Origin of the sequence: Pseudomonas fluorescens, assembly GCF_001307155.1 — a bacterium.
In the GTDB taxonomy this organism is placed as follows: domain Bacteria; phylum Pseudomonadota; class Gammaproteobacteria; order Pseudomonadales; family Pseudomonadaceae; genus Aquipseudomonas; species Aquipseudomonas helvetica.
The window spans coordinates 3352782-3377471 of the sequence record NZ_CP012830.1; the positions used below are offsets into that span (position 1 = coordinate 3352782).

Below are 24690 nucleotides of genomic sequence, written 5' to 3' on the forward strand. Positions count from 1 at the left end.
CTTAGGTCGTGTTCCAACGCCCGCAGGGGTCTATTGCCAACGTCCGTTGCACCACAGAATGTAAAAGTAGGAGCTCTCCATGTTCACCTCGAGTCGTTTGATTATTGTCGCTACTGCCGTGGCCATGCTGGCTGGCTGTGCCAACCAGAACCCGTATGACAATCAGGGGCAGGCCGACAGCGGCTCCACGGGCATGAGCAAAACCGCCAAGTACGGCGGCCTGGGTGCGCTGGCCGGTGCTTTGGCCGGTGCAGCCATCGACCACAACAACCGTGGCAAGGGCGCGCTGATTGGCGCCGCTGTTGTCGGTGCTTCCGCCGCCGGTTACGGTTACTACGCTGACCAGCAGGAAAAGAAACTGCGCGCCAGCATGGCCAACACCGGGGTTGAAGTGCAGCGTCAGGGCGATCAGATCAAGCTGATCATGCCGGGCAACATTACGTTCGGTACCGACTCGGCAAACATCGCTCCAAGCTTCTACCAGCCGCTGAACAACCTGGCCGGTTCGCTTAAAGAGTTCAATCAGAACCAGATTGAAATCGTCGGCTACACTGACAGCACCGGCAGCCGCCAGCACAACATGGACCTGTCCCAGCGTCGTGCTCAAAGCGTGGCAACTTACCTGACGTCGCAAGGTGTCAGCGGTGCCAACCTGTCGGCACGTGGTGCCGGTCCGGATAACCCGATTGCCAGCAATGGCGATGTCAATGGTCGGGCGCAGAACCGTCGTGTAGAGGTTAACCTCAAGGCGATTCCGGGTCAGCAGTATGGCCAACCTGCCCAGCAGCAAGGTCAGCAGTACCAGTAACAAAAAACCTGACTGAACCCCAGGTGTAAAAAGCCCGCCCGATTCTCAGCAGATCGGGTGGGCTTTTTTTTGGTTCTTCACGGATTACCGGGAAACACAGCAACAAAAAAGCCCTCGGACATCACCTGTCCGAGGGCTTTTTTTATGTCGCGTGAAACCGGGTTATTTCTTCAAGCCGTAATGCTCGTCGAGCATGCCAGGGGAGTTCGGCATTTTCGGCGCGTAATCGCGTGGCGGCTCCTGATTGCGTGGCGGCGTCAGGCGTTCCCGTGGCGCTTGCACGGCGGCCTCGGAGTGCAGGGCGGCCAGCAGGCGTTGGCGAGTCTGTTCGTCCAGGGCCAGGCGGTTGGCACCCTCGGCGAGGTGGTCTTGCACTTCCTGATAGCTCTGAGTGAGCTTCTTGACCAGCGTTGCGGTGCTGTTGAAGTGGGTGACCACTTCATTCTGATAGTTGTCAAAACGTTCCTGAATGTCATCCAGCTGACGTTGCGTGCTGCTAGGCGCGGCATTCGGCAGAAGGCGGGCGATCAGGAAACCAATGGCGACACCGGCAACCAGGGCAAGAGTCGGCAACAACCAAACTAAGAGCGAGTGTTCCACGAGTCCTTCCTCTATAAACGGCTTTGCTTTACGTTAACGGCTCGGACCTGCGCTGTATACCGCGACGAGATCGCAATCATGCCAGGCACAGACTTTTAGCTAGACGAGTCGACCCTTCGAGAGGTCACGGAGTTCCTTCCTTGCTTATGCGTGAAACCCCTGTATTGATTGATGGCCCGGTGGGCCAACTGGAAGCCTTGTACCTGGACTCCCCCGAGCCACGTGGCCTGGCGCTGATCTGTCACCCCAATCCGGTGCAGGGCGGCACCATGCTCAATAAAGTCGTTTCGACCTTGCAGCGCACTGCCCGCGACGCCGGTTTGATCACATTAAGATTTAATTACCGTGGCGTCGGTGCGAGCGCCGGCACGCATGACATGGGCACCGGCGAAGTCGATGACGCTCAAGCCGTGGCCGAATGGTTTCGCGCCAAACACCCTGGTTTGCCGATGACCCTGTTCGGTTTCTCGTTCGGTGGTTTCGTTGCGGCGAGCCTCGGCGGACGCCTGGAAGCCAAGGGCGAGCAGCTCAAGCACGTGTTCATGGTCGCGCCGGCGGTGATGCGTCTGGGCGATCAGGATCAGCTGCCGCAGCACGGCGAACTGACGCTGATCCAGCCAGAATCCGACGAAGTCATCGATCCGCAACTGGTTTACGATTGGTCTGACGCCCTCGATCGCCCCCATGAGCTGCTGAAAGTGGCAGAATGCGGACACTTTTTTCACGGCAAGCTGACCGATCTCAAGGATCTGATCCTGCCGCGCCTTTCGAATTGATTGCAGTCTGATAAGCGATTACCCATGACTACTCGTACGCGTATCCTCACCGGCATCACCACCACCGGCACCCCGCACCTGGGCAATTACGCCGGCGCGATCCGTCCGGCGATCCTCGCCAGCCGCGACAGCAATGCCGATTCGTTCTACTTCCTGGCGGACTACCACGCCCTGATCAAGTGCGATGACCCGCTGCGCATCCAGCGCTCGCGTCTGGAAATCGCCGCGACCTGGCTGGCCGGTGGCCTGGATGTGGATCGGGTAACGTTTTATCGCCAGTCCGACATCCCGGAAATCCCGGAGCTGACCTGGCTGCTGACCTGCGTCGCCGCCAAGGGCCTGCTCAACCGTGCGCACGCCTACAAGGCCTCGGTGGACAAGAACGTCGAAGCCGGTGAAGACCCGGATGCCGGCATCACCATGGGCTTGTACAGCTACCCGGTGCTGATGGCGGCGGACATTCTGATGTTCAACGCGCACAAGGTTCCGGTCGGTCGCGATCAGATCCAGCACGTGGAAATGGCCCGCGACATCGGCCAGCGCTTCAACCACCTGTTTGGCCAGGGCAAGGAATTCTTCACCATGCCGGAGGCGCTGATTGAAGAAAGCGTCGCCACGCTGCCGGGCCTCGATGGCCGGAAGATGTCGAAAAGCTACGACAACACCATTCCGTTGTTCTCCAGCGCCAAAGAGATGAAGGACGCGATTTCGCGGATCGTCACCGACTCCCGTGCGCCGGGCGAAGCCAAGGATCCGGACAACTCGCACCTGTTCACGCTGTTCCAGGCTTTCGCCACTCCGGCGCAGGCCGACGAGTTCCGCAGCGAACTGTTGCAGGGCCTGGGTTGGGGCGAGGCAAAGAATCGTCTGTTCCAATTGCTCGACAACGAGCTGGGCGAGTCCCGCGAGCGTTACTACCAACTGATCGATCGCCCGGCAGACCTCGAAGACATTCTGCAGCACGGTGCCGCCAAGGCTCGCGCCGTGGCCACGCCGTTCCTCAACGAGCTGCGTGAAGCGGTCGGCCTGCGTTCTTTCGTCAAGCAGACGCAAGTAGCGGCCACCACCAAGAAGAAAGCCGCGAAAGCCGCACGTTTCGTCAGCTTCCGTGAAGACGACGGCAGCTTCCGCTTCCGCCTGCTGGCGGCCGATGGCGAGCAACTGCTGTTGTCGCGCAACTTCGCTGACGGCAAAACCGCAGGCCAGGTGACCAAGCAACTGCAATCCGGCCAGGCGCTGGACGTTCGCAGTGAAGACCTGAGCTTCAGCGTCTGGCTCGAAGGCGAGTGCGTCGCCGACAGCCCGGCGTTTGCTGACAGCACTGCGCGGGATGTCGCTATCGACGCCTTGCGGGTTGCGCTGACGCCTGTTCAGGAATAATCAACGGCTCGGCCCGACCAAGGGCTGATTGCCATTCTCAAGGGTCGTCGCTACAGTGTCGGCCCGTTTTTGTTGCCTTGCTAACGAATTATGACGCCCCTAGAACGATATCAAGCTGATCTGAAACGCCCGGAATTCTTCCATGACGCCGCCCAGGAAACTGCCGTGCGTCATTTGCAGCGCCTGTACGACGATCTGGTCGCGGCCTCGCAGAACAAACCCGGCCTGCTCGGCAAACTGTTTGGCAAGAAAGACCAGGCGCCGGTCAAGGGCCTGTACTTCTGGGGCGGCGTAGGTCGCGGCAAGACTTACCTGGTCGACACCTTCTTTGAAGCGCTGCCGTTCAAGGAAAAGGTCCGCACTCACTTCCACCGCTTCATGAAGCGCGTGCATGAAGAGATGAAGACTCTCGGCGGCGAGAAAAACCCGCTGACCATCATCGCCAAGCGTTTCTCCGACGAAGCGCGGGTGATCTGTTTCGATGAGTTCTTCGTGTCCGACATCACCGACGCGATGATCCTCGGCACTTTGATGGAAGAGCTGTTCAAGAACGGCGTGACCCTGGTCGCGACCTCGAACATCGTACCGGACGGTCTGTACAAGGACGGTCTGCAACGTGCGCGCTTCCTGCCAGCCATCGCGCTGATCAAGCAGAACACCGACATCGTCAACGTCGATAGCGGCGTCGACTACCGTCTGCGTCACCTTGAGCAAGCCGAGCTGTTTCACTCCCCGCTCGACGAAGCGTCCCATGAGAGCCTGCGCAAAAGTTTCCGCGCACTCACGCCGGAATGCACTCAGGCCATCGAGAACGATGTGCTGATCATCGAGAACCGTGAGATCCGTGCCGTGCGTACGTGCGACGACGTGGCCTGGTTCGACTTCCGCGAACTGTGCGACGGCCCGCGTAGCCAGAACGACTACATCGAACTCGGCAAGATCTTCCACGCCGTGTTGCTCAGCGGCGTAGAGCAGATGAGCGTCACCACCGACGACATCGCCCGACGTTTTATCAACATGGTCGACGAATTCTACGACCGTAACGTCAAGCTGATCATATCTGCTGAAGTCGAGCTCAAAGACCTCTACACCGGCGGTCGCCTGAACTTCGAGTTCCAGCGCACCCTCAGCCGTCTGCTGGAAATGCAGTCCCACGAGTTCCTGGCGCGGGCGCACAAGCCGTAGGACGTTTCGAAAATAAAAAAGGGCCTGCATTGCAGGCCCTTTTTTATGCGTCAGTTTTGAAACCGGATGTCGTCGTTGAGATAGCGGGTCAGCTCATCTAGTCGCTGGCAGCCAACGAGCAGCCAAAGCAGGATTCTGGCTTTGCGCGGACAAAGAAATCCAGCCATCGCTGCGCCTCTACGGATCAGATCCATCTCGCTGCCGATGAAGCCGTAGGAGGATTGAGCGGTGGGGCCTGATCCGGTCCGGGTCGCAATGATGACCGGGATTTCTTTTGCGATTGCTTCGACGGCGTCAGCCCAGCGCTCTGAGACGTGTCCTGCGCCGAAACCGGCAATCACCAGCCCGTCGTAACCCAGTTCAAGGATGTTTTCCAACATCAAGGTGTCGGCAGACAGAGATGCTTCCAGCATGGCAATCGTCTGTGTTGTCTGTTGTGGCAAGGGTAAAGGCTTCCGGCGGGACGGCTGGCGTAGATAGCGGACGGTTCCCTCCAGGAGCATCCCTGCGGGACCCGTGACAGGGGAGGAAAACGCCTGCAACGCCAATGAATCGGTTTTGCGGACGACGCTCGCTTGGTGAACCTGGCCGTTCATTACCACTAGAACGCCTCGCTGACGGCTGTTTTCAGCCCGTGCGACTCGGCAAGCATCCAGCAGATTCGCCGGACCATCGGCCCCTGCCTGGGCTGCCGAACGCATGGCGCCGGTCAGAACCAGTGGTTCGTCGTGGTCCCATAAGTAGTCGAAAAATGTTGCGGTTTCTTCGAGGGTGTCCGTGCCCTGAGTGATGACAACGCCAATAGCGCCTTGCTCAATCTGGTATCTCGCCCAGGAAAGGACGCTCAGCAAGAGCTCGAAATCCAGTGAGGCACTTGGGAATAGGCCGAGTGTTTCAACGGTCACCCGGGCCAGTTCCTTCAGTTCCGGTACTGAGGCCAGCAGGGTTTCACCGTTGACGGTCGGGATAACACCTTCACCAGCATGCCTGGCTTGCATGCTCACGGTACCGCCGAGCGCCGCAATAGCCAGTTTGGGGAGGTTCATGTCATACCTCGTTCGATTGGGTGTGATTAAAAAGGTGGCTGTACCCGGTCTTGAGCGACAGGACTTCGGTACAGCTGAATGGGAGAAGTGCGGCATGAAATTTATTGGGTTATGAGGAACCCGATTAGCGGAACGATCAGCAAGGTGCTGATGGCCATGGACAGGACATTCCCTATGTAGGGGTGCATATCAGCCGGTAACCTCTTGGCAATCACACACGCCAAAGGTGGCGCGATGAGTGCCCCTAGCAGCGCACTTGATCCTATTACCTGCCAACTGCCGCCATAGGTCAGAACCGCCGCCGGCACTACGGACACCAGCGGAATGTAGGTGGGATACCAGCCGCGCAAGATCCATTGTCGACGCCAGATCACCACGCCTAAAGCTGACGTCAAAGCCTGTGCTCCGATCAGTTGTGGCAGCAAACCGGAGCCGTATACCGGATCCATGGGGTTCAAGGTGTAAGCCAGCAATGCACCCAGTAACAGCCCGAGGCTGGCCAGTTCATTGCCAAAGAAGGGCGCTTCCGAAAAGTCTGCCAACACCCGGCGCAGGCTCCAGAAGATTCCGTAGTCGGGCGTCTTTGATCGGGCAGGTGTGGCCGCAGAATCGGATGACTCCTCAGATGGGACGGATTGCTCGGACTTCACCAGGCTCGGCACGTAACGACAGAGTAGAAAGGCAAAGACGCTGGCGGCGGCCATGCCTGTGACATTGCCGATCACGGCTGGCAGGCCCAGTGGATTGCAGACGTAGTTAACGATTAGTAAACACATCGGGGTGACAAGAATGGCACCCATGATGGCTCCGTTGATCGTCACTTTCCAGCCACCGCCAAACATCAGCACCATCGCCGCTGGCAGTGAAACAAAGGCTGCGAACGTCGGTTGCCAATGGGTAGCCGTGACCGTCCAGCCCCACAGCAGGTTACTCAACAGCAGTCCAAGCAGCGAACTGGTGATCAGCCACGGCCATAGCCCGCTGCCATAGGAGATTGCAAAGCCTTGCCAGGATTTCCCCGTTCGATTGGCCCAGTAAGCCAGATAGGCTCCCGCCAAGAGTCCAATAGAGGCGAACTCGTGTTTGTAGAATGCAACCTCGCTGATGTCTCCCAGTACCCAGCGCAACCAGGCACTCGGCTCGGGGAGGCTCGTCACCATGTGACTGTAGTCTGGCCAATGGGCTGACCAGGAAGAGCGGTTGGTGAGTGAAAGCCAGAAAATCAGCAGTGTCGTGCCGATCATGAGGAGGATGATCGCAGTATCAAACGGCGATCTGCCGACAAGCCGATTTAACCGATGTTTTTCGGTTGTGGTGTCCATGAGTGATGACCCCCTTATCAGCGCGGGAGACAAGGGTGTTGGGTGTAACCAAGCATTTGATCGTAGAGATCGGCTCGACGATCGCGATGCAGATCGTTCAAGTTGTTCCAGATGGGTGCGCTACGGGAGCTGGTCAGGTCGATGTCGGCAAACAGGATTTCCTGCTTGTCCGCTGAAGCTACTGCGCCAATCGGCCAGCCATTGGTGCCGGCAATCAGTGAGCAGCCCAGGTATCGGGCGCCTCGTTCTTCGCCGATCCGGCTGGCGGCGGCAATAAACACGTTGTTGACGTGAGCTGCCGTCATCGTCAGATACGAAGCCATGCATTTGCCGGCGTCATCGAACAGCGGCGGAGGCGTCCAGACCCAGTTGTTCAAACTGCAAATGATGTCCGCGCCTTGCTGACTCAGGATGCGCGGCACTTCCGGGAACCAGATATCCCAGCAGATCAACAATCCGATACGGCCTATTGGTGTATCAAAAACCGGGAAGCCCAGGTCACCTGGAGTGAACCAGAGTTTTTCCAGGTTCCACAAATGGGCTTTCCGATATTTCCCGATAAAACCGTCAGGTCCGACCAGAATGCCGGTGTTGAAGAGCCGCATGCCGTCGCGTTCGGTCAGGCCGGCCACGAGGTAAACCTTGTGTTTGCAGGCGAAATCTACCCAGCTCTGCGTACTCGGTCCGCCGGGAACCGCCTCGGAATGGTCGAAAGCATCCTGCCGATTGCTGAAGAAATAGCCGGTATTTGTAAGCTCGGGCATAACGATGAGATTTGCCCCTCCATTGACCGCTTGTAGCGCCAGTTCCAGGCTGTGATGCAAATTTCCTTCACGATTCTCTATGCCGACTTGTGGGTCGAATTGCACGACTGCGACACGAACAGGACTCGTTGATTCACTCATTTACGCTGACCTCTTATTATTGTTTTTCAACCTGTGTAGTTGTGCGTTTATAAGAGTTGAACCGGTGAGTGAGCGAAAGTCAGCGGCTTCCGTTAAGCGTGTAGTCCTTTTCCCAAGGTGAACAAGGTTGAGCCAATACACAGCGTGCATCGACTCTTTAGCGGGGAAAGTCTAGGTCAGGTCCTGAGTTTGTATTCTGGATAGTCACTCATGGTAAATCCGCCATTGAATGTAGCTTCGGTTTTATTGCAGATATGAATGACTGCATCGACGGCACCTCGAAAGCAAGGCTCTGTCCAGCCGGCATCGACTGAAAAAGACTCGCCAGAAAAATAGAGGCCAGAAATATGTGAAAAATCTCTGTTGTACTTCATCAAGCCCACTGCGTCGTAGTAGGTTCCGGGCCTGTACAACTTTGCACACCCCAAAGCATTTTTATCGGTCATCCAGCGTTGGACGACTGCTTGATCAATGCCAATATAGGGAGAAATTTTTTCCTGGATATTGGCGGAGTTCATAAGGATTCGATCAAGCTCTTTTGCGCATTTCGTAACCAGCTCTTTGTCAGTGAAGGACGCGAGTTTGGTTGCGTCATCCTCCCATGTGTAACTCAGAAGGATGCAGTCATAATTATAGTTGTCGTTATAGCGATAGGTATAAATGTCGTGAATGAAACTGTCTGTGACTATGGCTTGTGGGATTTTGGTGTTTTTTGATAAGAATGATTTTTTTAATGGTGCATAGACTTTGCAACTGGTTTCCCAGTGAGCGGTTTTATAGGCATTGATCGTTTCGAATGGAAGCATTTCTTGATTGAAGTCCTCGAGCTTGATTCGAGTTTCGATCAGCCATGAGGGAAGGGTCATGATGATTGAATCAAAGTCGTCGAATAATTCCTGAGTTTGCCCGGGGTGGCTCGATTTCCAGTTGTAGTAGACGCGTATTTTTTGATTGTCCAGTTTTTTCAGTTTTGTGACGGACGAGTCCGTGAGGAAACCATTACTGCGCTCAAGGCAGTGTTCGTAGAAGGATTTTCCGGTTTCGTCTGTTTTCATGAATAACAGGCATTCATCCAAAGAGGCGAGCCCGATATAGCGAGGTCTGTCGAAAACCAGCCCCTTGGAGTCAAAAACGGCTTCGCTGTGCAGGTGTGGTGAGGCTATCGGTTCACCGGTCGCGTCCACTCGGCCATGAATCAGTTGCAGTTGGCTGCTGAATCCAAAAATTGCCGTACGCAGGGGATAAAGCGAGCAGACATCGTAGAAGGCGCCCCAGCTACCGTCACCGATGCCTATCGAATAGAAAATGGCGGACTCGTCCGGGGACATTCCCATCCCGCCGAAGTCTCCTGGCGAGCTTTCATGCCAAGCGTCTACTATTGGCATGCTGACCAGGTCACGAAAAGAAATGCCCTCGTATTTCTTGACGATACCAGCCCACATGGCTTCCCACCGTTGGCTGGCATAAACCTCTGCTACGTGGCGGGTCATGCGGTCAGCAAATGCTTTCCACTTGGCGTAAACCCGTTGAAGCTCCTCGCCAGGAGGTGGTGTCATGCCGTCTTCATTTGTCCATATCAACATCTGTGGAGTAGCGCTGCCTCCCATGCTTCCTTCTCGAAGATAGATGCCAGTCGACGTTACCCACTGGCTTCCGGGATTTGGGAAGTCTGAAATAGCCAAGTCAAACTCCTTGGCGTAGTAAGCCATCAGAGACTTACCTTCTTTAGGCGGTTCGTCTGCTGTGTTGAAGAAAGGCATGCGCATCGCCCCCATTTCAAAGGGAGTATGACTTTTTACGGAGTTTCGGCTTCCGGGGATTGTAAGGTGTCTGCCGCCTATGCGTTTGGATTGTTCTATAAGCGTTATATTGGTAAAGCCGCAACGATAAAGCTCCCTGGCGGCAGTGAGCCCAGTCACACCTGCACCAATGATGCATATTTTATGATGTGGGTTGGGCGCGTTTGCGATGCCGTTTTTTTGTTCTACCAATGCTCGATAGTCAAAACATAAGTCTGGCGGGTTCGGAAAGCGAGCGCTCCACTTGTTGTTCGATGAGCGCTTTGTTCGAGTAATATCTTTAGCAATATGTGAGGGGTAGTTGTAACTAGAGCCGATGGTCATTGTTGATCTTCCCTGATGTGTGCATATTTTGTTTGCAGGGATGTATGTTGAAGTCTTGAACAGTCGGCTAACAAGTGTAAATCTGAGTTATCCATCACTCTGGTTTCCGATTTACTCGTAGGATAAAGGCTCGCGAAGCGAGGTGTTGCGTTTAGATCGCAATGTCGAGTTTGAATTGTTAGTTACATAAAGCTTCTGAAGCAGGCGCCGCTCCTCAGCCGTCTGTTGGAAATGCAGTCCCACGAGTTCCTGGCGCGGGCGCACAAGCCGTAACGGTCCACATAAGGCATGGTTGACCCTTTCCTTGGGTCAACCGCGCCTTCATTGCACCGCCGGGGCCGGGAATTCCAGCAGGTCCCCGTCGTTCGGGATCAGCAGGCGCGACTCGATGCCGGCCTGTCGGGCGGCATTGGCCAACGACTGGCGTGTCACCGGGCAGTGGCTGAGCGCTTCAAGGTGATTGGCGACCACTGTGCCTGAAGACTGCCGAGTGAATGCCAGCACCTCATCAATCCCCATGATGATGTCCCCACCCAAATCGAATCGCGCACCGCCTGCCGGTACCACCGAAACGTCTGGCCGATGCCGTGCAACGAATGCCTGAACGGCAGGCGTGAGCAGCGTATCGCCCGTCAGGTAGAGGCTGGGCTCGCCAGGCATTTCAATCAAATAGCCCACGCCATGCTCCATCATCTTGCCTACCAGTCCCCGCCCATGGGTGCAGCGAATCGTGCGGATCTGGCCGCCGAGGAACGCGCTCGGTTGCTCGTGATCGGCCGGTAAGGGCTGCACATTCAACTCATGCTCGGCCAGATGGGCGGCGTCGTGCGGTGTGCAGATGACCGGAGTTCGAGTCTCGCGCAGCCACTTTTTCGCGGCGCGATCCAGATGGTCGAAGTGTCCTTTCTGGCAATGGGTGATCAGGCAATGAGTGACGGACTCCAGTGCGGCCATGGCCGAGTCGGGTAGCTCGACCAGTGGGTTGCGGTCTCGTGCGCTGAAAATGCGCAAGGGCGGAAGTGCGTGTTTTCGCGCCAGCATCGGGTCGACCAAGATGCGATGAGGGCCGAGCTCGACAATAATTGTCGCGTTGCGTAGCTGATGAATCTTCATGGCGATTCCTCTGGGAAGAAGCGCCATTGTGTCCAGTCGCGTTGCACCACAGAATGGCAGGCCCGGACATAATTGATTCGATTTCAGCCATGACGCCACCTCTTCGAATCGGCTTGCTGCTTTTCCCTCGTTGCATGCCAGCGGGCTTGTTGGCATTTGCCGATTTGCTGCACGCCGCCAATCGTCGTGCTTCGCGGGTGTTCTTTGAAACACGCTTCGTTGCAATGCAGGCCGGTACGGTTGAATGCGCTCAAGGCTTGTCATTACAGGTGGGCAGCGCGTTGGCGGAGGCTGACATTGACGCGCTATTGATCCCCGGTTTTTGGGCCGAGTCGGCACAGCAGGTTGGTGATACGTTGGCCGCCAATGCCTCTTTGGTCTCGGCTTTGTCGGCACGCTCGAAGAAACAGCAGTTGTGGAGTTATTGCACGGGTGTCTGTTTGTTGGCTGCAAGCGGGAGGCTGGACGGTCAGCCAGCAACGGTGACGTGGTGGCTGGCAGACGTTATGGTGCAGCGGCATAAAGCCGTGAAGTGGCAAAGCGAACGTCACAGCATCATTAACGAACGGACGGCTACCGCGTCGGGTGTGAACGGTTACTTGCCCATCGCTCAGGCCTTGATCGAGCGGTATGTCAGCGCGGAAGTGTTTCGCGATCTCACCAAGCTGATGGTGCTTGCGCGCCCGGCCCAGGCGCATAGCGCCTTTGCGGCCATGAGTTTGATTGAGCAGTCGAGCAAGCTGTTACGCCAGTTGCATGCACTGGTTGAGCAGTTGCCGGCCGAACAGATAACCGTGCAGCGGTTGGCGGGGCAACTCGGCATGTCCGAACGCACCTTGTCGCGTAAGGTGAGCAGCGAAACCGGTGTCGCCGTTGCGACCTATGCTCGTTGCATCAAGCTGAATCAGGTCAGCGAGCGCCTGATCCTCACGTCCGCAGCGGTCAACACGATCAGTGCTGAATTGGGTTTCAGCAGCGACTCCAACCTGCGGCGCATGTTCAAGGAACTGACAGCGTTGACTCCGCTGGAGTACCGGCAGCAGTTCGGGCGGTATTGAAAAGTCGGGTTCGCCTTGCGCACGATCGTCCCACGCAGAGCGTGGGACGATCGGCTGTGTGATTACGCCGCTTGCTGAAACTGCTGCCGATACTGGTTCGGCGACAACTCGGTGTGCTGGCGGAACAGCCGGGCGAAGAAGCTCGCGTCGTCGTAGCCGACTTCATAGCTGATGGTCTTGATGCTTTTACGGCTGGCGGACAGCAAGCCCTTGGCGGTTTCGATGCGCAACCGTTGCAGGTAGTGCAGCGGCTTGTCGCCAGTGGCGGTCTGGAAGCGCCGCATGAAGTTGCGGATGCTCATGCCATGTTCGCGGGCGACGTCTTCGAAGCGAAACTTGTCGGCAAAATGCTCTTCGAGCCAGTGCTGGATCTGCAGGATGATCACATCCTGGTGCAGCTTCTGTCCGCCGAAGCCGATGCGCCCTGGCGAATAACTGCGCTGCACTTCATACAGAATGTCGCGGGCCACGGCCTGGGCCACGTTGGCCCCGCAGAAGCGCTCGATCAAATAAATGTAGAGGTCGCAGGCCGAGGTGGTGCCGCCGGCGCAGTACAGGTTGTCGGCGTCGGTCAGGTGCTTGTCCTGATTGAGCTGAACGTTGGGGAAGCGCTCTTCGAAGGCGTTGAAGAAACGCCAGTAAGTGGTCGCTTCCTTGCCATCGAGCAAGCCCGCCTCGGCGAGCCAGAACACCCCGGTGGCTTCACCGCAGAGCACCGCGCCGCGTGCGTGTTGCTCGCGCAGCCACGGCAGCACCTGTGGATAACGCTTGCAGAGCGTATCGAAATCGTCCCAGAACGCCGGGAGGATGATGATGTCGGCGTTTTCCAGGCCGCCATCCACCGGCATGATCACATCGCTGAAGCTGTTGACCGGTTTGCCGTCGGGGCTGACCAGGCGGGTTTCGAACGCCGGGGTCAGGCCGTGGCCCAGTTGTTTGCCGTAACGCAGGCTGGCCAGATGGAAGAAATCCTTGGCTTGCATGAGGGTAGAAGCAAAAACCCGATCGATTGCCAGGATGCTGACGCGCCGCAGGGGCGTGGAGAGTTGGATAGACATATTCAATTTATTCTTATAGGGGAAAGTGGTCACCAAGCGGCTGGATCGTCTTATTTTTTGTCTGATGTGTCCAGTGTCCTGTTATCAACTGGAGGCTTAGGCTCAGGGATTCAATAGCGACCCACAATAACCACAGGTGCCCCGATGATCCCCAGAACCTTGTTCAGTTCCGAGCACGAGCTGTTTCGCGACAGCGTACGAACCTTCCTCGAAAAAGAGGCCGTGCCGTTTCATGCGCAGTGGGAAAAACAGGGTCATATCGATCGCAAACTGTGGAACAAGGCGGGGGAGGCGGGGATGCTCTGCTCCCACTTGCCGGAAGCGTACGGCGGGTTCGATGCGGACTTCCTCTACAGCACCGTGGTGATTGAGGAGGTTGGTCGACTGGGTTTGACCGGTATCGGTTTCTCTCTGCATTCGGACATCGTGGCGCCGTACATCCTGCATTACGGCAGTGAAGTGCTGAAGCACAAATACCTGCCGAAACTGGTTTCGGGTGAAATGGTTACTGCGATTGCCATGACCGAGCCGGGCGCCGGATCCGACCTGCAAGGGGTGAAAACCACAGCGCTGCTGGACGGCGACGAGTACGTGATCAACGGATCGAAAACCTTCATCACCAACGGCTTTCTCGCGGACCTGGTGATTGTCGTGGCCAAGACTGATCCCAAGGCCGGGGCCAAGGGCACCAGTCTGTTTCTGGTGGAGGCGAACACCCCGGGCTTCGAAAAGGGCAAGCGCCTGGAGAAGGTCGGGATGAAGGCGCAGGACACCTCGGAGCTGTTTTTCCAGGACGTCCGTGTGCCCAAGGAAAACCTCTTGGGGCAGGCCGGGATGGGGTTCGCCTATCTGATGCAGGAATTGCCGCAGGAACGTCTGACGGTCGCCATCGGCGGTTTGGCCTCAGCCGAGGCGGCGTTGCAGTGGACCCTCGATTACACCCGCGAGCGCAAGGCGTTCGGCAAGGCGATTGCGGACTTTCAGAACACCCGTTTCAAACTGGCAGAGATGGCCACGGAGATTCAGATTGGCCGGGTCTTCGTCGACCGCTGTCTGGAGCTGCACTTGCAAGGCAAGCTCGATGTGCCGACGGCGGCGATGGCCAAATACTGGGGCACCGACCTGCAATGCAAGGTGCTCGACGAGTGCGTGCAACTGCATGGCGGTTACGGTTTCATGTGGGAATACCCGATCGCCCGGGCCTGGGCAGATGCGCGGGTGCAGCGGATTTATGCCGGGACCAATGAAATCATGAAGGAGATCATCGCGCGGTCGCTGTAATGCCGCGTGATCGTTCCCACGCTCTGCGTGGGAATGCATCCCGTGACGCTCTGCGTCACATTCAGAAGCGGGCGCGGAGCGTGGGAACGATCAGTGCAGGTTACGGTGCCGGGTTCGGGTGATCCTTGTGAATCGCCTCGATCCCCGCCAGCACTTCATCCGATAGTTTCAGGTCGAAACTGGCAATGTTGCTGTCCAGTTGTTCCAGCGTGGTCGCGCCAATGATGTTGCTGGTGACGAACGATTGCCGGGTCACGAACGCCAGGGCCATTTGTGCCGGGTCCAGGCCGTGTTCACGGGCCAGTTCCACGTAACGGCTGCACGCGACTTCCGACTGCGGGTTGAAGTAGCGGCTGAAGCGGCTGTAAAGGCTCAGGCGAGCTTTTGCCGGACGCGCCCCGCCTTCGTACTTGCCGGACAGAAAACCAAACGCCAGCGGCGAATAGGCGAGCAGCCCGCATTGTTCGCGGATGGCGATTTCCGACAGGCCGATTTCAAAGCTGCGGTTGAGCAGGTTGTAAGGGTTCTGGATCGACACCGCACGCGACCAGCCGCGGGCTTCGGCCAGCGCGAGGAACTTCATGGTGCCCCACGGCGTTTCGTTGGACAGGCCAATGTGGCGGATCTTGCCGGCCTTGACCTGTTCGTCGAGTGCTTCGAGGGTGTCTTCCAGCGGGGTCAGGTTGACTTCGCTCTTGTGCGTGTAGCCCAGCTGACCGAAGAAATTGGTGCTGCGCTCCGGCCAGTGCAGTTGGTAGAGGTCGATATAGTCGGTCTGCAAGCGCTTGAGGCTGGCGTCCAGGGCCTGGACGATGTGTTCGCGGTTGTGTTTGAGGTGGCCGCCGCGAATGTAGTCGATGGTGTTGCCGGGGCCGGCGATCTTGCTCGCCAGAATCCAGTCGGCGCGATCGCCACGACTCTTGAAGTAATTGCCGATGTAGCGTTCGGTGGTGGCGTAGGTTTCGGCTTTGGGCGGCACCGGGTACATCTCGGCGGTGTCGATGAAATTGATTCCGGCGCTCTTGGCTCGTTCAATCTGTGCGAAAGCCTCTGCCTCGCTGTTTTGCTCGCCCCAGGTCATGGTCCCGAGGCAGATTGCACTCACGTTCAGATCGGTACGGCCCAGCTGTCGATAGTCCATCGGGTAGTCCTTGGCGGAAAACAATCATAAAAGCAGGTTGAATTTTTTTTCGCAATCTGCATAATTGCGCACCTCTTTCTGCAGTGGAAGTGATGCGCCGCCTGCCGAAGAATCTTGCCGTTGAACGGACGCGCCGACCCGAGCCCCCGATAGCGTCTGTACCCGGCTGCCTTTGACTTGTCAAAGTACGCACTATTCAGTAAGATCCGCCGTCTAAATTTACAGGGCGGCCCCTGAGGCTATAAAGAATGAAAACTTTTACTGCTAAACCGGAAACAGTAAAGCGCGACTGGTTTGTCGTCGACGCTGCTGGTCAGACCCTGGGTCGTCTGGCCACCGAGATCGCGAGCCGTCTGCGTGGCAAGCACAAGCCTGAGTACACTCCTCACGTTGACACCGGCGACTACATCGTCGTTATCAATGCCGAGCAGATTCGTGTGACCGGTGCTAAAACCACCGACAAAATCTACTACTCCCACTCCGGTTTCCCGGGCGGCATCAAGTCGATCAACTTCGAAAAGCTGATCGCTAAAGCCCCTGAGCGCGTGATCGAGACCGCGGTCAAAGGCATGCTGCCTAAGAACCCGCTGGGTCGCGACATGTATCGTAAGCTGAAAGTCTATGCGGGCGCTGCTCACCCTCATACTGCTCAGCAGCCCCAAGAACTGAAGTTTTAACGGAATAGTTCATTATGTCGGCGACTCAAAATTACGGCACTGGCCGTCGCAAGACCGCAACCGCACGCGTTTTCCTGCGTCCGGGCACTGGTAACATCTCCATCAACAACCGCTCCCTGGATAATTTCTTCGGTCGCGAAACTGCCCGCATGGTAGTTCGTCAGCCGCTGGAATTGACTGAGACTGTCGAGAAGTTCGACATCTACGTCACCGTGATCGGTGGTGGTGTAAGTGGTCAAGCTGGCGCAATCCGCCACGGTATCACTCGCGCTCTGATGCAGTACGACGAAACTCTGCGCGGTGCTCTGCGCAAAGCTGGCTTCGTTACTCGTGACGCACGTGAAGTTGAACGTAAGAAAGTTGGTCTGCGTAAAGCGCGTAAGCGTCCGCAGTACTCGAAGCGTTAATTCGCTTTCGCGTTCAAAGCGCCCAGTCTCCTCGCGGAGCTGGGCGTTTTTTTTTGCTTAAAGATTTATGATGTGACAACTTGCCACATCCGTAGAGCCCCTATACTACAAGGCTTGGCGCTGACCCTGGATGGTAATTACCTTGTCAGAACTGGGGCTTTTCATTACCATTCTGCAAAATTTTTATAAGTTCAGATTTTTACTTAGTAGATGCCTGATTTAACAGGCCACAAAGCTGATGGGAGAGGACTGAATGAGCAATGACGGCGTGAATGCAGGCCGGCGTCGCTTCTTGGTAGCAGCCACATCCGTGGTGGGTGCTGCAGGAGCGGTGGGGGCTGCGGTCCCGTTCGTGGGGTCATGGTTTCCCAGTGCCAAGGCGAAAGCCGCAGGTGCACCGGTGAAAGTGAATGTCAGCAAAATCGAACCAGGTCAGCAGATGATTGCTGAATGGCGCGGTCAGCCGGTATTCATCGTCCGCCGTACGCAGGAGATTTTGGGGAATCTTGCAAAGATCGAGGGTGACCTCTCTGATCCAGACTCCAAGAATTCGGTACAGCCAACTTACGTGGACCCCAAGACGCGCTCGATCAAGCCGGAAGTTCTGCTGCTGATCGGTATTTGCACGCACTTGGGTTGCTCTCCGACCTTCCGCCCAGAAGTAGCGCCTGCCGATCTCGGCCCGAAATGGGTAGGTGGTTATTTCTGCCCTTGCCACGGTTCCCACTACGATCTGGCTGGCCGCGTCTTCAAGTCGCAACCCGCGCCTTTGAATCTGCCAGTTCCCCCGCATTCCTATGAGTCGAACGACATCATTGTCATCGGCGTCGATACGGAGAAAGCGTGATGAGCAAGTTCATGGATTGGGTTGATGCGCGCTTTCCTGCCACTAAAATGTGGGAAGACCATCTCAGCAAGTACTACGCCCCGAAGAACTTCAACTTCTTCTATTTCTTTGGCTCCCTGGCGCTGTTGGTTCTGGTTAATCAGATCGTAACCGGTGTCTGGCTGACCATGAGCTACACCCCGTCGGCGGAAGAGGCATTCGCCTCCGTCGAATACATCATGCGCGACGTCGAGTACGGCTCGATCCTGCGTCTGCTGCACTCCACCGGCGCTTCGGCGTTCTTCATCGTGGTTTACCTGCATATGTTCCGTGGCCTGCTCTACGGTTCGTACCAGAAGCCGCGTGAGCTGGTGTGGGTCTTCGGCATGCTGATCTACCTGGCGCTGATGGCTGAAGCCTTCATGGGCTACCTGCTGCCGTGGGGCCAGATGTCCTACTGGGGCGCCCAGGTGATCATCTCGCTGTTCGGTGCGATCCCGGTCATCGGTAACGACCTGACCCAGTGGATCCGTGGTGACTACCTGATTTCGGGCATCACCCTGAACCGCTTCTTCGCCCTGCACGTCGTGGCCTTGCCGATCGTGATTCTCGGTCTGGTGGTGCTGCACGTTCTGGCGCTGCACGAAGTCGGCTCGAACAACCCGGACGGCGTGGACATCAAGAAACACAAGGACGAAAACGGCGTACCGCTGGACGGCATTGCCTTCCACCCGTACTACACCGTGAAAGATATCGTCGGCGTGGTGGTGTTCCTGTTCATCTTCTGCGCGATCGTGTTCTTCTTCCCGGAAATGGGCGGTTACTTCCTCGAGAAGCCGAACTTCGAAGTGGCGAACGCCTTCAAGACTCCGGAACACATTGCCCCGGTCTGGTACTTCACCCCGTTCTACGCGATTCTGCGTGCGGTTCCGGACAAGCTCCTGGGCGTTGTGGCCATGGGTGCTTCGATTGCCTTGCTGTTCGTCCTGCCCTGGCTCGACCGTAGCCCGGTCAAGTCCATGCGCTACAAGGGCTGGCTGAGCAGGATCTGGCTCTGGGTGTTCTGCATCTCCTTCGTGATTCTTGGCTGGCTGGGCGTCATGGCGCCTACCCCGGAACGTACGTTGCTGTCGCAGGTCTGTACCTTCCTGTACTTCGCCTACTTCATTCTGATGCCGTTCTACACCAGGCTCGAGAAGACCAAACCGGTTCCGGAAAGGGTGACTGGCTGATGAAAAAGCTATTTGCTGTACTGATTCTTGCTGCGTTGCCTGTCTTGTCCTTCGCGGCCGAGCACGGCGGTCCAGAGCTCGAAAAAGTCGATATCGACGTCTCCGATAAAGCGGCAATGCAAGATGGCGCGCGTACGTTCGCCAACTACTGCATGGGTTGCCACAGTGCCAAGTTCCAGCGCTATGAGCGCGTTGCCGACGATCTGGGGATTCCTCACGATCTGATGCTGAAGAACCTGGTGTTCACGGGCGCCAAGATCGGTGACCACATGAGCATCGGCATGCAGCCGGCAGACGCCAAGTCCTGGTTCGGCGCTGCGCCGCCCGACCTGACGCTGGTGGCTCGCGTTCGTGGTACTGACTGGCTCTACGGCTACCTGCGGTCGTTCTATGAAGACCCGACTCGTCCTTGGGGTGTGAACAACAAGGTGTTCCCGAACGTCGGTATGCCTAACGTTTTGGTCGGCCTGCAGGGTCGTCAGGTGGTAGGCTGCAAACAAGTTCAAATCGTCGAAGGCGGCAAGAAGCAGTATGATCCTCTGACCGGCACGCCGCTGACTCATGAAGCGTGCGATCAGCTGACCATCGTGCCAAAAACCGGTGCTCTGAACGAGCAGCAGTTCGACGAGAAGGTCAAGAATCTGGTGACCTTCCTGGCCTATTCGGCCAACCCGGTGAAGCTGCAGCATCAGCGCATCGGTACCTATGTGTTGCTGTACCTGGCGTTCTTCTTCGTATTCGCTTACCTGCTCAAGCGTGAATACTGGAAAGACGTGCATTGATAAAGCTTTAAGTAATTGCTGTTAATCGCGCGCGCCCAAGGGCGTCTCTGAAGGTGTAACGAGTCTGGTCATCCAGACGTTACGGGAGGCGCCCTTTGGGCGCGCGCGTTTTTCCGCTCCCGATAATTTCTACAAGCGAGGAGGACCGCCATGGGCGTGACCAATCGGTTGGCCTGTTACTCCGACCCCGCCGACCACTATTCCCACCGAGTGCGTATCGTACTGGCAGAGAAGGGTGTCAGCGCCGAGATCATCAGTGTGGAGGCGGGCCGTCAGCCGCCAAAGCTGATCGAAGTGAACCCTTACGGCAGCTTGCCCACCCTGGTCGATCGTGACCTGGCGTTGTGGGAGTCGACCGTGGTGATGGAATATCTGGATGAGCGTTACCCGCATCCACCTCTGCTGCCGGTTTATCCGGTGGCGCGTGCCAACAGTCGTCTGCTGATTCACCGTATTCAACGTGACTGGTGTGTTCTGGTGGATCTGATTCTGGATTCGCGGACCAAGGAGCCGGCACGTGTGCAGGCTCGCAAGGAATTGCGTGAGAGCCTGACTGGCGTTTCGCCGCTGTTCGCCGACAAGCCGTTTTTCTTGAGTGAGGAACAAAGTCTGGTGGATTGTTGCCTACTGCCAATACTCTGGCGCTTACCGATTCTGGGTATTGAACTGCCGCGGCCTGCCAAGCCGCTGCTTGATTACATGGAGCGCCAGTTTGCGCGTGAGGCTTTCCAGGCGAGTCTGTCTGGTGTCGAACGCGATATGCGCTGAGGCTTAAGGAGCCGCTATGAACTCCAGTCGACCTTATTTGGTCCGCGCGCTCTATGAGTGGATTGTGGACAACGATTGCACCCCGCACCTGCTGGTCAATTCCGAGTATCCGTCGGTGCAGGTGCCGCAAGGCTTTGCCAGCGACGGACAAATTGTCCTGAACGTATCGCCTGCGGCGGTGCGCCATCTGCACATGGATAATGATGCGGTCAGCTTTGAAGGGCGCTTCGGTGGCGTGCCGCATACGCTGTACGTGCCTATCGCTGCGATCCTCGGCATTTACGCCCGGGAGAACGGTCAGGGCATGGTGTTCGATCTGGAATCGCCTATGGAAGACGAGGAAGAGATCGAGCCGGATGATGATCTTCCACCACCCGACAGCGAGCCACCGCGTCCAAGCGGCAGGCCAAGCCTGAAGGTAGTGAAGTAATAAAAAAGGCGACCTGCAACGGTCGCCTTTTTTGTGCCTGCTCTTCTGTAGGTCTGTAGGAGCAAAGCTTGCTCGCGATGGCGGCCTCAAGGACGCCATCGCCGGCAAGCCGTGCTCCGGCAGGGGGCGCGGCAGGTATCAGTCGATGTACTCGAACAGCTTCACAATCTTCTGTACGCCAGAAACGCCCTGCACCAGGTTGGTGGCCTGTTCGGCTTCCTGTTTGGTCAACAGCCCCAGCAAGTAGACGATACCGTTCTCGGTCACAACCTTGATGCGCGAGCCCGGGATGCTGGCGTCGGCGAGCATCTGGGTTTTGATCTTGGTGGTCAGCCAGGCATCGTTATTGCGGGCCAGTATCGACGAAGGTTGCATCACCTGCAGTTCGTTGTGCACGGTCTTTACCCGCTGAACTGCAGCAGCGGCTTGTCCGGCCAGTTCCTTGAGGTCGGGGCGTGGCGTTTGTCCGGCGAGCAGCACCACACCGTTGAAGCTGGTGACGATGATGCGCGAGCCTTTATCCAGGTCCGGGCTGGCCTTGGCCACGTTCACGCCGACCTTGGTTTCGATCAGGGAGTCGTCGATCTTGCTGCCGAAGGTGCGAGTGCCGCGATCGTCTTCAATGGGGGCGTCGCGGGTCGCGGTGAGTACCGAGGTGCAGCCGCTGATGCCCAGGCTTAGAGTCAAGGCCAGAAGGCCAAGGCGATTAAGGGTCATTCTTCACTCCCGAACAATTGGCTGTCGATCAAGTCGCAAAGACAGTGGATCGCCAGCAGGTGGACTTCCTGAATACGTGCAGTGACATTGGCCGGGACGCGTATTTCAACGTCTTCGGGCAATAACAGCGATGCCATGCCGCCGCCATCGCGTCCGGTCAATGCTACGACAATCATTTCGCGATCATGTGCGGCCTGGATCGCTTGAATAATGTTTGCCGAGTTGCCACTGGTGGAAATCGCCAGCAGCACGTCGCCGGGTTGGCCGAGCGCGCGGATCTGTTTGGAGAAGATTTCGTTGTAACTGTAGTCGTTGGCGATCGAGGTGATCGTCGAACTGTCGGTCGTCAGTGCAATCGCCGGCAAGCTCGGGCGTTCGCGCTCGAAGCGGTTGAGTAGCTCGGAGGAGAAGTGTTGTGCGTCACCGGCTGAACCGCCGTTGCCGCACGAGAGCATTTTACCTTCGTTGAGCAGGGCGTTGACCATCACCTGGCTGGCTTGCTCGATGTGCGGTGCAAGTACGTCCATCGCCTGTTGCTTGGTATCGATACTGGCCTGAAAAAGCTGGCGAATTCGCGATTGCATGTCCATCTGTGTGACCTTAAGTAGCGCGGCTTGGTGGCACAGCAATGTGCAGCCCGCAAAGCAAAGAGCAAAAGTGTTGAGTGAAGATCGGCCTTGCCTTTGAGCAGTCAGCTGTCAAAGGCGTTCCTTAGCCAGTTCAAATGAGCCGCGCTGCCGTCTATGGCAACCACGTCGAAACGGCAGGGGGAGTTGGCCCAGCGCGACTCGCGCTGCAGAAAATACTGCGCGGCGAGTATCAATTTCTGACGCTTGCGCGCATCGATGCTGCCGAGCGCGCCACCCCATTGGGTGTTTTGTCTGTAGCGGACTTCGACGAATACTACTGTATCGCCGTCAAGCATGACCAGATCAAGCTCGCCGCGTTTACACAACCAGTTCTGCGCCAGGAGGCGCAGACCTTGTTGCTGGAGATGCTTGAGCGCCTGGCTTTCGGCATCTCGACCGCTTTGTTGGCGTGACCTGTCGGGCATCAGCGCGGCGTATCAGGCAGGCGTTGAACCTGGCCATTGATGAACTGTGCCCATGGCAGTTGACGCTGAACGCGTTGCGACGAGGTCATGCTCAGGGTGCCCGACTGACCTTCGATGGTGCTGTCTGGCAGTGTCTTGAGTTGGCCCAGGCGCGGCGCCAGGCGATAGGCGTCGACGCCCATTGCGTAAAGGCGGCCCAGGCTGCCCGCAGCTTGCGGCCATTGAGCGGTCACTTGTCTGCGCAGCGGGTCGTTGGCGTCCAGCAGCCATGGGGTTTCGCAGAAGCGAACGCCGTTCATGTCGTTGTACTGGTTCTGGTCGCCGCTGGCGCTGAATACGTGGGACGTGGCGTAAACCGGTACGTCACCTGCGTATTGGAAGTTCAGCGTTGGCTTGATCTGCTGGGCTTGCTGCGGTGTCGAGGCGAGGAAAATGAACTCGATGTCCTGGCGGCGCGAAGGCTGTGCAGCGACCTGCGAGCCTACGGTGCTTTGCAGACTCTTGGCGCGACCTTCGCTCTGACGCAGCTGGAACAGGTCGGCGATTTGCTGAGCCAGGGCTACCGGCTGATCAACGCGTTCAATGCCCACGACGGTACCGCCGTTGGCTTCCCAGTCCTGGCGGAAGGCTTTGAGCACGCGATCGCCCCATTCGCCTTTCGGCACCAGTGCGGCGGCGCGGTGCAGGCCATCGGCGCGTGCCCGGCGGGAAACTTCGCGGGCTTCGTCTTCGGCAGCCAGGCCGAACTGGAACAGTTGGGCTGGTCCTTGCTCGCCTTCGCTGTAGTTCAGCGCCAGCGTGGTGATCGGCAGTTGCGGGCGAGCGCTGAGTTGTTTGACTAGCGGTTTTTCCAGCGGGCCGATGACCAGTTGCACGCCGTCGGCTTGTGCCTTGCGATAGAAGTCGTCCAGCGAGGTCAGGTGCGAGCTGTCATAGAACTCGATGGCAGGCGGCTTCTGCCCGGCTTGTTGAGCCTGGTAGTGAGCCGCCATGAAACCTTCGCGCAGTGCCTTGGCGACCGATGCCAGCGGACCGTCTTGCGGCAGCAGCAGGCCGATCTTGCTGATCGGTTGGCTGGCCAGTTCCTTGAGTTTGGTCAAAGGCAGTGGCAGCACAAGTGCAGCGGGGTGTTTGGGGTGCTGGGCGCGCCAGTTGTCGATGGCGGCCTGCTGCTGTTCCAGCGTAGCGGCGTTTTTCACCGCCACGGCCAGGCTCATCCAGCCGCCGAGGTCGTCGGTGGTGATGGGTTGCAGTTGATCGGCCGGCAAGGACGCAATGAGTGCCCAGATGGCCTCGTGGTTTTTGCTGGCCGCGTCATCCTTGAGCAGTGGGGCGATAAAGATGCGTTCGCGGGCGGCGGCCAGGGTCTGACCGTCGGCTTCAAGGGCGCGCGCATGGACGGTGCCAGTGCGTACTTGCTGCTCGACCGGCATCTCGCTCAGGTGTTGCTGGCTCGGATGGCTCAAGGCGGTCAGTGCTGCCTTGGGCTGGTTGCGAGTCATCGCCAGTTCGGCGGCCAGGGTGCTGGCGTATACCTGTTGGCCGGGTTTCAACTGGTCCATTGGGACCTGTTGAAGGATTTGTGCCGACTGGCCGGCATTACCCTGGCGGTAGGCCAGGTCTGCCGCGCTCAGGCGCAACAAGGCGGCCTTCTCCGGCGTTTTGCTGGTGGCGGCCTGTTCGAGCAATTGCTCGATACTGGCATCCGCAGTCCGTGGAAGTTCGCCAAGGCTGGAGGAGGGCGAGCTGGCGCAAGCCGCCAACAGAGCAGCGAGGCAGAGGGCAGAGAACAGCCGCAGGCAAGCGATCATGTAATGTTCCTGATACTCGATCAAATTAGCGTGGAATTGTACCCAAGCGCTGGCCGGGGCGCGATGTTACTGGCGTGAAACCTTCAATTTAGGTCGTGTAAATGTTACGGCGATCAACAAAAGGGCGTGGAGCAAGATGATCGCTGCGCGTATTCAAGGCACTTCTACGCGCTACAATGCCGGTTTTACC

General features: G+C 57.5%; 25 protein-coding genes. 13 read left to right on the forward strand and 12 right to left on the reverse strand.

Annotated elements, in window-relative coordinates; all coding sequences use genetic code 11:
- The first annotated feature begins 79 nt into the window (after positions 1-79).
- Entirely contained in the window at positions 80-808 is a 729-nt protein-coding gene (locus AO353_RS15165; protein WP_054595688.1) for an OmpA family protein, read from the forward strand.
- 162 nt (positions 809-970) lie between these two features.
- On the opposite strand, the gene AO353_RS15170 is transcribed toward AO353_RS15165, so the two are convergent.
- The gene (locus tag AO353_RS15170) at positions 971-1408 is read right to left on the reverse strand and encodes a YhcB family protein (protein ID WP_054595689.1); all 438 of its coding nucleotides are present in this window, start codon (positions 1406-1408) and stop codon (positions 971-973) included.
- Between the two features lie 146 nt (positions 1409-1554).
- Between AO353_RS15170 and AO353_RS15175 the strand changes: the two genes are divergently transcribed.
- The 3 genes from AO353_RS15175 to zapE all read left to right on the forward strand — a co-directional run bounded on the left by AO353_RS15175 (position 1555) and on the right by zapE (position 4749).
- Complete coding sequence (locus AO353_RS15175) at positions 1555-2184, forward strand: alpha/beta hydrolase (protein WP_054595690.1); 630 nt, start codon at positions 1555-1557, stop codon at positions 2182-2184.
- Between the two features lie 24 nt (positions 2185-2208).
- Positions 2209-3564, forward strand: coding sequence for a tryptophan--tRNA ligase (locus AO353_RS15180; RefSeq protein ID WP_054595691.1), 1356 nt, complete (start codon positions 2209-2211; stop codon positions 3562-3564).
- Between the two features lie 90 nt (positions 3565-3654).
- Complete coding sequence (gene zapE, locus AO353_RS15185) at positions 3655-4749, forward strand: cell division protein ZapE (RefSeq protein ID WP_054595692.1); 1095 nt, start codon at positions 3655-3657, stop codon at positions 4747-4749.
- Between the two features lie 50 nt (positions 4750-4799).
- On the opposite strand, the gene AO353_RS15190 is transcribed toward zapE, so the two are convergent.
- From AO353_RS15190 to AO353_RS15210, 5 genes are all read right to left on the reverse strand, one after another.
- Positions 4800-5795, reverse strand: a complete 996-nt coding sequence (locus AO353_RS15190) for an asparaginase (RefSeq protein ID WP_054595693.1) — start codon at positions 5793-5795, stop codon at positions 4800-4802.
- Positions 5796-5896: 101 nt separating this feature from the next.
- Positions 5897-7117 (reverse strand): hypothetical protein, encoded by a 1221-nt coding sequence (locus tag AO353_RS15195; RefSeq protein WP_054595694.1) that lies wholly within the window; start codon positions 7115-7117, stop codon positions 5897-5899.
- Between the two features lie 17 nt (positions 7118-7134).
- Positions 7135-8022, reverse strand: a complete 888-nt coding sequence (locus AO353_RS15200) for a nitrilase family protein (RefSeq protein ID WP_054595695.1) — start codon at positions 8020-8022, stop codon at positions 7135-7137.
- A 176-nt stretch (positions 8023-8198) separates the two neighbouring features.
- Entirely contained in the window at positions 8199-10145 is a 1947-nt protein-coding gene (locus tag AO353_RS15205; RefSeq protein WP_054595696.1) for a flavin monoamine oxidase family protein, read from the reverse strand.
- 321 nt (positions 10146-10466) lie between these two features.
- Complete coding sequence (locus tag AO353_RS15210; RefSeq protein ID WP_054595697.1) at positions 10467-11258, reverse strand: MBL fold metallo-hydrolase; 792 nt, start codon at positions 11256-11258, stop codon at positions 10467-10469.
- Between the two features lie 89 nt (positions 11259-11347).
- On the opposite strand from AO353_RS15210, the gene AO353_RS15215 reads away from it, so the two are divergent.
- Complete coding sequence (locus tag AO353_RS15215; RefSeq protein WP_054595698.1) at positions 11348-12316, forward strand: GlxA family transcriptional regulator; 969 nt, start codon at positions 11348-11350, stop codon at positions 12314-12316.
- Positions 12317-12378: 62 nt separating this feature from the next.
- Here the strand turns inward: AO353_RS15215 and AO353_RS15220 are convergent, their stop codons facing one another.
- Complete coding sequence (locus AO353_RS15220) at positions 12379-13275, reverse strand: GlxA family transcriptional regulator (RefSeq protein WP_173859988.1); 897 nt, start codon at positions 13273-13275, stop codon at positions 12379-12381.
- Positions 13276-13518: 243 nt separating this feature from the next.
- Between AO353_RS15220 and AO353_RS15225 the strand changes: the two genes are divergently transcribed.
- On the forward strand, positions 13519-14655 hold the full coding sequence (locus AO353_RS15225) for an acyl-CoA dehydrogenase family protein (protein ID WP_054595700.1): 1137 nt from the start codon (positions 13519-13521) through the stop codon (positions 14653-14655).
- Positions 14656-14755: 100 nt separating this feature from the next.
- On the opposite strand, the gene AO353_RS15230 is transcribed toward AO353_RS15225, so the two are convergent.
- The gene (locus AO353_RS15230) at positions 14756-15796 is read right to left on the reverse strand and encodes an NADP(H)-dependent aldo-keto reductase (RefSeq protein ID WP_054595701.1); all 1041 of its coding nucleotides are present in this window, start codon (positions 15794-15796) and stop codon (positions 14756-14758) included.
- A 248-nt stretch (positions 15797-16044) separates the two neighbouring features.
- On the opposite strand from AO353_RS15230, the gene rplM reads away from it, so the two are divergent.
- The 7 genes from rplM to AO353_RS15265 all read left to right on the forward strand — a co-directional run bounded on the left by rplM (position 16045) and on the right by AO353_RS15265 (position 20918).
- Positions 16045-16473, forward strand: a complete 429-nt coding sequence (rplM, locus tag AO353_RS15235) for a 50S ribosomal protein L13 (RefSeq protein ID WP_019693576.1) — start codon at positions 16045-16047, stop codon at positions 16471-16473.
- 14 nt (positions 16474-16487) lie between these two features.
- On the forward strand, positions 16488-16880 hold the full coding sequence (gene rpsI / locus AO353_RS15240) for a 30S ribosomal protein S9 (protein WP_002555064.1): 393 nt from the start codon (positions 16488-16490) through the stop codon (positions 16878-16880).
- Positions 16881-17133: 253 nt separating this feature from the next.
- A complete protein-coding gene (petA, locus tag AO353_RS15245) occupies positions 17134-17727 on the forward strand; it encodes a ubiquinol-cytochrome c reductase iron-sulfur subunit (protein ID WP_019693575.1) in 594 nt (197 codons plus the stop codon).
- Positions 17727-18938: a cytochrome b gene (locus tag AO353_RS15250; RefSeq protein WP_054595702.1), complete on the forward strand. Its 1212-nt coding sequence runs from the start codon at positions 17727-17729 to the stop codon at positions 18936-18938. The genes petA and AO353_RS15250 overlap by 1 nt, the downstream gene beginning before the upstream one ends.
- Positions 18938-19720, forward strand: a complete 783-nt coding sequence (locus AO353_RS15255; RefSeq protein WP_054595703.1) for a cytochrome c1 — start codon at positions 18938-18940, stop codon at positions 19718-19720. The genes AO353_RS15250 and AO353_RS15255 overlap by 1 nt, the downstream gene beginning before the upstream one ends.
- Before the next feature lie 150 nt (positions 19721-19870).
- Positions 19871-20488: a glutathione S-transferase N-terminal domain-containing protein gene (locus AO353_RS15260; protein ID WP_019693572.1), complete on the forward strand. Its 618-nt coding sequence runs from the start codon at positions 19871-19873 to the stop codon at positions 20486-20488.
- 16 nt (positions 20489-20504) lie between these two features.
- Complete coding sequence (locus tag AO353_RS15265) at positions 20505-20918, forward strand: ClpXP protease specificity-enhancing factor (protein ID WP_054595704.1); 414 nt, start codon at positions 20505-20507, stop codon at positions 20916-20918.
- Positions 20919-21056: 138 nt separating this feature from the next.
- On the opposite strand, the gene AO353_RS15270 is transcribed toward AO353_RS15265, so the two are convergent.
- The 4 genes from AO353_RS15270 to AO353_RS15285 all read right to left on the reverse strand — a co-directional run bounded on the left by AO353_RS15270 (position 21057) and on the right by AO353_RS15285 (position 24500).
- Entirely contained in the window at positions 21057-21635 is a 579-nt protein-coding gene (locus tag AO353_RS15270; protein ID WP_054595705.1) for a BON domain-containing protein, read from the reverse strand.
- The gene (locus tag AO353_RS15275) at positions 21632-22225 is read right to left on the reverse strand and encodes a phosphoheptose isomerase (RefSeq protein ID WP_007904374.1); all 594 of its coding nucleotides are present in this window, start codon (positions 22223-22225) and stop codon (positions 21632-21634) included. The genes AO353_RS15270 and AO353_RS15275 overlap by 4 nt, the downstream gene beginning before the upstream one ends.
- 101 nt (positions 22226-22326) lie before the next feature.
- Positions 22327-22689, reverse strand: coding sequence for a YraN family protein (locus AO353_RS29795; protein ID WP_019693569.1), 363 nt, complete (start codon positions 22687-22689; stop codon positions 22327-22329).
- Entirely contained in the window at positions 22689-24500 is a 1812-nt protein-coding gene (locus AO353_RS15285; RefSeq protein WP_054595707.1) for a penicillin-binding protein activator, read from the reverse strand. The genes AO353_RS29795 and AO353_RS15285 overlap by 1 nt, the downstream gene beginning before the upstream one ends.
- Positions 24501-24690: the final 190 nt, after the last annotated feature.